Origin of the sequence: Deinococcus pimensis DSM 21231, assembly GCF_000519345.1 — a bacterium.
Lineage (GTDB): Bacteria > Deinococcota > Deinococci > Deinococcales > Deinococcaceae > Deinococcus_A > Deinococcus_A pimensis.
Genome location: NZ_KI912637.1, coordinates 101,220 through 108,037 on the forward strand (window position 1 = coordinate 101,220; position 6,818 = coordinate 108,037).

At 69.4% G+C, this 6,818-nt stretch carries 6 protein-coding genes and 1 pseudogene; 5 read left to right on the top strand and 2 right to left on the bottom strand.

The features are described 5' to 3' along the window. The 3 genes from DEIPI_RS0109200 to DEIPI_RS29820 form a co-directional block, all read left to right on the top strand. A partial coding sequence (locus DEIPI_RS0109200; protein WP_027481595.1) for an FAD-dependent oxidoreductase occupies positions 1 to 897 on the top strand: 897 nt, incomplete at its 5' end. Between the two features lie 92 nt (positions 898 to 989). Next, entirely contained in the window at positions 990 to 2,087 is a 1,098-nt protein-coding gene (locus DEIPI_RS0109205; protein WP_157463566.1) for a hypothetical protein, read from the top strand. Then, a complete protein-coding gene (locus DEIPI_RS29820) occupies positions 2,084 to 2,959 on the top strand; it encodes a nucleotidyl transferase AbiEii/AbiGii toxin family protein (RefSeq protein WP_052351669.1) in 876 nt (291 codons plus the stop codon). The genes DEIPI_RS0109205 and DEIPI_RS29820 overlap by 4 nt, the downstream gene beginning before the upstream one ends. Before the next feature lie 89 nt (positions 2,960 to 3,048). On the opposite strand, the gene purU is transcribed toward DEIPI_RS29820, so the two are convergent. Continuing rightward, a complete protein-coding gene (purU, locus tag DEIPI_RS0109215; protein ID WP_027481597.1) occupies positions 3,049 to 3,954 on the bottom strand; it encodes a formyltetrahydrofolate deformylase in 906 nt (301 codons plus the stop codon). 101 nt (positions 3,955 to 4,055) lie between these two features. Here purU and DEIPI_RS29825 point away from each other — a divergent pair, with 101 nt between their 5' ends. Together DEIPI_RS29825 and DEIPI_RS0109225 are read left to right on the top strand one after the other, a co-directional pair. After that, complete coding sequence (locus DEIPI_RS29825) at positions 4,056 to 5,261, top strand: aminotransferase-like domain-containing protein (RefSeq protein WP_045233972.1); 1,206 nt, start codon at positions 4,056 to 4,058, stop codon at positions 5,259 to 5,261. Between the two features lies 1 nt (position 5,262). Continuing rightward, entirely contained in the window at positions 5,263 to 6,336 is a 1,074-nt protein-coding gene (locus DEIPI_RS0109225; RefSeq protein WP_027481598.1) for an aminopeptidase, read from the top strand. Between the two features lie 46 nt (positions 6,337 to 6,382). Here the strand turns inward: DEIPI_RS0109225 and DEIPI_RS29830 are convergent. Further along, positions 6,383 to 6,818 (bottom strand): annotated as a pseudogene (locus DEIPI_RS29830) (3-phosphoshikimate 1-carboxyvinyltransferase); the annotation flags it as partial.

A 6,818-nucleotide genomic window follows, 5' to 3' on the forward strand; every position in this document is an offset into this window, starting at 1 on the left:
GCCGCGCGGCTCCTGCCGCACGCGCCGCACACGCTGCTCGCGCCCTCCCCGCGGACCGCGCTCGACGAACTGCGCGCGGCGGGCTTCTCCTACGGCGCCATCGACCGCTTCTTCGCGCCCTTCTTCGGCGGGATCTTCCTGCGCCGCGACCTCGGCACGTCCGCGTCCCTGCTGCGCTACTACTTCCGCATGCTGATGGACGGCGCCATTGCCGTGCCCCGGCGCGGCATCGGGGAGGTCACGCGGCAGCTCGCGCGCGGCCTCGACGTGTCCAGCGGCGTTCGCGTGGAACGCCTCGACGCGCGCGAGGACGGCGTGACCGTCCGCACCTCCCTCGGGGACGTCCACGCGGACGCCGTGATCGTCGCGACCGACCCTCCGGAGCTCGCGCGGCTCGCGGGCGTCCGCACGACGCTCGGCAGCGTGGGCAGCACGTACCTGCACCTCGCCGCGGACGTGCCCCTCGACCCCCAGCCGCGCCTGCTGCTCAACGCCGGGCAGGGCGTGATCAACAACGCCCTGTGGTCCAGCAACACCAACCCCGACGTCGCCCCGCCCGGGAAGCACCTTCTGACCGTCACGGTCCTGGACCGCGTGGACCAGCCCGAGGAGAGCCTCGACCACGCCGTGCGCGCCGTGCTGTCGCGCTGGTACGGCGCGGAGGAGGTCGCCAAGCTGCGCCTCCTCGCCGTGGACCGCGTCCCGCACGCGCAGTTCGCGCAGCCGCCCGGCTTCGAGCGCCGGCTCGCCGGGCACGCCACTGCCCTCCCGAACGTGCTGATCGCCTCGGAACTCACCAGCGCGAGCAGCATCCAGGGCGCGATGGAGAGCGGCGAGAAGGCCGCCGCGATCCTCCTCGGGGACGTGGTGAGCATGAGCAGACCGAGGGGGGCATGAACTGCCGCGCTCGAGGGAACCAGGCCTGACCCGAATGTTTCAAAGGAATCGCATTTTCAATCATCGACTGAAGTCACATATAGTTTGAAACAATGACCGGGGGCAGCAGGATCGCAGGGTTCGAAGCGGAGCAGCGGCTCCGCTCCATCCTTCGCCGTTTCGATTCGGACGTGGACGTCAGAAGTGATCGCGGGCCGCCGAACACCGACGTCACTGCCCTTCTGCCGGGCATAGGCGAGGTCAACTTCCAGCTGAAGTTTCTCGCGCACGCTTCCCCGAGTGCCGTGCGTCAATGGCTGACTCACCATCGACCCCGAGCGCAGGACGGTCCGTTGACATACAAGGTCCTGAGCGCGCCCTGGTTCTCCGAACGGGCCATGGATGAGTGTGAAGCGGCGGGCGTCGGCGCGCTCGATCTCGCTGGCAACTATCGGCTTGCCTTCCTCTCCTACCGTCTCGAACGGATCGGTCATCCGCCTCCGAAGCGCGCAAGGCGCGAACTGGTCAACCTGTACACCGGCAAAACGCTTCGAGTGGTCCGCGCACTGCTCGCGAATCCCGAGCGAACCTGGCAGGTGCAGGAGCTTGCGCGAATCTGTGAGGTCAGCCTCGGGACGGCGAGCATCGCGCGGAACAAGCTGATCTTGGAAGGATGGCTCGAACGGCGGCGCGCCGGGTCGAAGCTTGAAGATCCGGAGGGACTGCTGCGCCAGTGGGCCGAGTGGGCGAAACCGCTCGGAGGCGCGAGCTCCGACGCGTACACGACCCTGCACGGCTCGCGGCTCTTCGATGTGATGGCGACGCTTCGAGTTCCACACCTCGTCCTCGGCGGGACCAGCGCCGCCTCCTGGATGTCGCCGTTCCTGCTGAACAAAAGCACCGTTCTGTACACGGATCCGGACAGCTGGCGAACCGCCATGGGCACCTTGCGCGCAGAAACGGTTGAGAAGGGCGGAAGCCTCACGGTTCGGTTCGTGGAGGACGACGGCGTGTTCCTCGACCGTATTGAAGTTAAACCTGGCCTGTGGACAGCAAGTCCCGCCCAGACCTTCGTCGACCTGTGGCAGCAGGGGAACCGTGGCCGTGAGGCGGCCGAGAAACTTCTACAGGATTACATCAGACCCATCTGGCAGGGCGAGCGCCCCTACAAGGCCTGGCCACTGAAGGAAAGAAGCATGGAACGACCATGAGCAAACCGCAACACGCCACAGGCTACGGTGAGCGTACCACCGAGGCCGTTCGACGGGTCCTGATCGACATCGCCCACCTGCTTGGACCATACCGCGAACAACTGGTCGTCGTCGGCGGCCTCGTACCGTCTCTGATCCTCGCCTCTGATGAAGCTCACATCGGCACGATGGACATCGACCTTGCCCTTGACGCCGCTGTTCTCAAGGAGGACGACGCTTACGCGGAGGTCATTCGCCTGCTCGAGGGAGGAGGTTTCTTCCGAAATGAAGACGGGGAGCACCCTGATCTTCGCGCCTTCCAGATGGCCACGCTCGTCGACCTTCAGGACGACGGTCATCCTGTGAAGGTCGAAGTGGACCTGCTCATTCCGGATGGGGTCAAGCTCGACAAGCACCGCCCACCCCTCGTCAAGGGCCTGCGTACGCTGGCCATGAAGGGAATTGACATCGCATTGCAGCACGCGACGGAGTGCGTCATCGAGGGACGAACGCGCAGGGGACGCCGCGACAGCGCGACACTCCGAGTCGCTGGTGCGGAAGCCTTTCTGGTCCTCAAGGGGCTCGCGCTTCTTGGTCGACGCGAACCAAAGGACGCCTACGACGTGTACTACACCATCCGGAATGCTCCTGAAGGTCCAGAGGCGCTTGGCAGGGCATGCAAGGTCGTGCAGCATCATCCGGATGCAGCGCGCGCGTACGAAGCCATCGGTGAGAAGTTCGCGCACACCGACAGCTACGGACCTGGAGCGGTCCTCGACTTCCTTCAGGATGACGACGTCGACGAGGCGGGGCTCCTGCTCGACGCGCAACGTCAGGTCCGCAGTTGGCATGCGGCCTTACACGAGCGGAATGAGGCCAGGCAGGAGGAGTGAAGGGTGGGCTGCGACCGTCCGTGCAGCCCGAAGACGGGACGGGATGGCTCCTGGCGCGGTGGCGTCGAGCCGTGTTCCGGACAGCGGTCCTAGAACACCACGGTCTTGTTGCCGTCCACCAGCACGCGGTCCTCCACGTGGGCCTTCACGGCCCGCGCGAGGACGGTCCGCTCGATGTCCCGTCCGATCCGCACGAGCGCGTCGTGGTCGTCGCGGTGCGAGACGCGCGCCACGTCCTGCTCGATGATGGGGCCCGCGTCGAGGTCCTCCGTGACGTAGTGCGCCGTCGCCCCGATGATCTTCACGCCGCGCGTGAGGGCGCTGCGGTAGGGGTTGGCGCCCACGAAGGCGGGCAGGAACGAGTGGTGGATGTTGATGACGGGCACGCCCACCTCGCGCAGGAAGTCGCCGGAGAGGATCTGCATGTAGCGCGCCAGCACCACGAAGTCGCAGCGCCCGCGCAGCAGGTCCAGCAGGCGGCGCTCCGCCTCGGCCTTGCGGCCCTTCTCGACGGGCACCACCTCGAAGGGCACGCCCATGGCCTCGGCGTCGCCGCGCAGGTCCGGGTGGTTGCTCGCCACGAGCGGGATGTCCACGTGCAGTTCACCGCGGCGGCGTCGCCACAGCAGGTCCAGCAGGCAGTGGTCGTAGCGGCTCGCGAGGACCGCCATGCGTTTGGGCTGCGCGGCGTACCACACGCGCCACTCCATCCCGAAGGGCCGCGCGACGGTCTCCTCGAAGGCCCGCTCGAACTCCGCGCGCCCGAGGTCGAGGCCCGCGAGGTGGAACTCCATCCGCATGAAGAAGCGCCCGCCCTCCGGGTCGGTGGAGTGCTGGTCGCTCGTGAGGATGTTCGCGCCGTGCGAGAACAGGAACTGCGACACGGCCGCGACGATGCCGTGGCGGTCCGGGCAGGAGATCAGCAGCCGGGCCGTGTGAGGCGCGCCGCCCTGGGGGTCGGCCTGCGGTCGGGCTTGAGTGCTCGTGTCGGTCATATCGGGTCATGCTACCCGCGCGCGCGCTCCCTGCCCCGTGCGAACGTTCGTACGGCGGACCTTCATCCGCTCCCACCGGGAGGGCGTAGCATGGGGGCGATATGCAGGAGCTCATCGCCGCGCGCATGCGCAACGTCAAGCCCAGCTTCGTCCGTGAGGTCCTCAAGGCCGCCGGACGTTCCGACCTCATCTCCTTCGCGGGCGGCCTGCCCGCCCCGGAACTGTTCGACGTGGAGGGCCTGCGCGAGGCGACGCTCGCCGTGTTCGACGGCAACGCCGCGCCCGCCCTGCAGTACGGCCCCACCGACGGCAACGCCGAACTGCGCGCCGCCCTCGCCGCCCTCACCAACGAGCGCGGCGCGAACGCGCAGCCCGACGAGATCGTCGTGACGACCGGCAGCCAGCAGGGCATCGACCTCGTCGCGCGCGCCGTCCTCGACCCCGGCGACATCGTGCTGCTCGAACGCCCCACGTACCTCGCGGCGGTGCAGGTCTTCGAGCTCGCGCAGGCCGAGCTCGTCGGCGTGGAGGGCGACGAGCAGGGCATCGACCCCGACGAGCTCGAACGCGTCGTCGAGGAGCTCGCCGCGCGGGGCCGCAAGCCGAAGATGCTCTACGTCGTCGCGACCTTCGCGAATCCCTCCGGCAGCACCCTCCCGGAAGCCCGCCGCCGCCGCGTCCTGGAGATCGCCGTGAAGCACGGTCTGCTCGTGCTGGAGGACGACCCGTACAGCGAGCTGCGCTTCACCGGAGAACCCGTCACGCCCATGATCGGCCTCGCGCGGGACATCGACGGCGCGTCCGAGCTCACGGCGTACATGTCGAGCCTCTCGAAGGTCATCGCGCCGGGCCTGCGCATCGGCTGGATGGTCCTGCCGGAATGGCTGCACTCGCGCGTCGTCATCACGAAGCAGGCGAGCGACCTGCACGCCAGCACCCTCGCGCAGCACACCGCCCTGAACTACCTGCGCTCGGGCCGTCTGCCCGGCCACATCGACCGCATCCGCGAGGCGTACCGCGAGCGCGCCGAGGCCATGATGGCCAGCCTGGAACGGCACCTCCCCGAGGGCGTGCTCACGTACCGCCGTCCCGAGGGCGGCATGTTCCTGTGGGCCAGCATGGCGGAGGGCGTCGACACGATGGCGCTCGTGGAGAAGGCCGTCGCGTCGGGCGTGATCTACGTGCCCGGCATTCCCTTCTACTCCGGGAACGCGCCCACGCACCACATGCGCCTGTCCTTCGTGACCGTGACGCCCGAGGTGATCGACGAGGGCGTGCGGCGCTTCGCGAGCGCCGTGCTGGACTGAGATGTCCTACGATCCCGTGAAGCACGCCGACCTCCTCGTGGACTACTGCGTCGCGGCGATGAAGGGGGAGCGCGTCCTCGTGTCGAGCACCACCCTCGCCCTGCCGCTCGTGGAGGCCCTGCACGTCGCGCTCCTCAGGCGCGGCGCGGACCCCCTGATCCGGCTGGAGTACCCCGGCCAGCAGGACGACTTCTACCGTCACGCCTCGGAGGAACTGCTCGGCGCCACGCCCGACCTCTCGCTCGCGGAGGTGCAGTCCTGCGCCGCGTCCATCCGGGTGCTCACGCCCGACGCGCCCGGCGCGGGCGTGGACGCCCAGCGCGCCGCGCGTCGCCGCGCCGCCCTGGCGCCCGTCGCGCGCGAGCGGGGCCGCCGCCGCTGGAACCTCACGCTGTACCCCACCGCGCACGGCGCGGCGGGCGCGGGCATGACCCCGGAGGAGTACGAGACCTTCGTGGCGTCCGCGATGTTCCTCGACACGCCCGACCCCGTCGCCCGCTGGGGTGAGGTGCGCGCCATGCAGGCCGAGCTCATCGAGCGCCTCTCGCGCGCCGACGAGGTCCGCGTCGAGGGACCCGGCACGGACCTGCGCCTCAGCGTGAAGGGCCGCACCTGGGCGAACAGCGACGGGAAGCGCAACATGCCCTCCGGCGAGGTCTTCACGGGACCCGTCGAGACGAGCGCGAACGGGCACGTCCTGTTCGACCTGCCCACCGAGTACGGCGGTCAGCTCGTGAGCGGCGTGCGTCTCACCTTCCGTGACGGCGAGGTCGTGGAGGCCAGCGCCGAGCAGGGCGAGGACGTCGTGCGCGCCGCCCTCGCGACGGACGCGGGCTCGCGCTTCCTGGGGGAGCTCGGGATCGGCACGAACTTCGGCATCCGGCGCCCCAGCCGCAACATCCTCTTCGACGAGAAGATCGGCGGGACGATCCACCTCGCGATCGGCAACAGCTACCCGGAGACGGGCGGCACGAACGTCAGCGCCGTCCACTGGGACATGATCCGCGACCTGCGCGGCGGCGGACGCGTCCTGCTCGACGGCGAGGTCTTCCAGGAGAACGGCCGCTTCGTCTGAGCGGCGCGGACAGGGGGGCGAGGCGCGGGCCTCGCCCCCTCGTCGTTCAGGCGGGGTGCTCCACGTTCTCCAGCGCGCGGAATTCGAAGCGCGCTCCGAGCGCCGCGAGGTGCTCGAAGAACTGCGGGTAGCTCTTGCGGACGTGGTGCGCGCCCGTGATGGTGACGGGCGCGTCGGCGCGCAGCGCGCAGGCGGTGAGCATCATGATCATGCGGTGGTCGCCGTGGCCGTCCACCGTCACGCCGCCCGCGAGGCGCGGCGAGCCCGTGACGCTGAGGCTGTCGTTCGTCTCGGTGACGTGGAGGCCGAGCGCCTGGAGTTCGCGGCGCGTGTCGCTGATGCGGTCGCACTCCTTGAGGCGCAGGGTGTACACGTTCTCCCAGGTGGTGGTGCCTCCCGCGTACGCGGCGGCGGCGCTGAGGGCCTGCACGGCGTCCGTGAAGCCGTCGCCGTCGCGCGTGACCGCGCGCAGGGGCCGCCCG

Coding starts and splice junctions, on each gene's coding strand:
- DEIPI_RS0109205 (WP_157463566.1), top strand. CDS start 990: ATGACCGGGGGCAGCAGGATCGCAGGGTTCGAAGCGGAGCAGCGGCTC.
- DEIPI_RS29820 (WP_052351669.1), top strand. CDS start 2,084: ATGAGCAAACCGCAACACGCCACAGGCTACGGTGAGCGTACCACCGAG.
- purU (WP_027481597.1), bottom strand. CDS start 3,954: ATGACCGACACGAGCACTCAAGCCCGACCGCAGGCCGACCCCCAGGGC.
- DEIPI_RS29825 (WP_045233972.1), top strand. CDS start 4,056: ATGCAGGAGCTCATCGCCGCGCGCATGCGCAACGTCAAGCCCAGCTTC.
- DEIPI_RS0109225 (WP_027481598.1), top strand. CDS start 5,263: ATGTCCTACGATCCCGTGAAGCACGCCGACCTCCTCGTGGACTACTGC.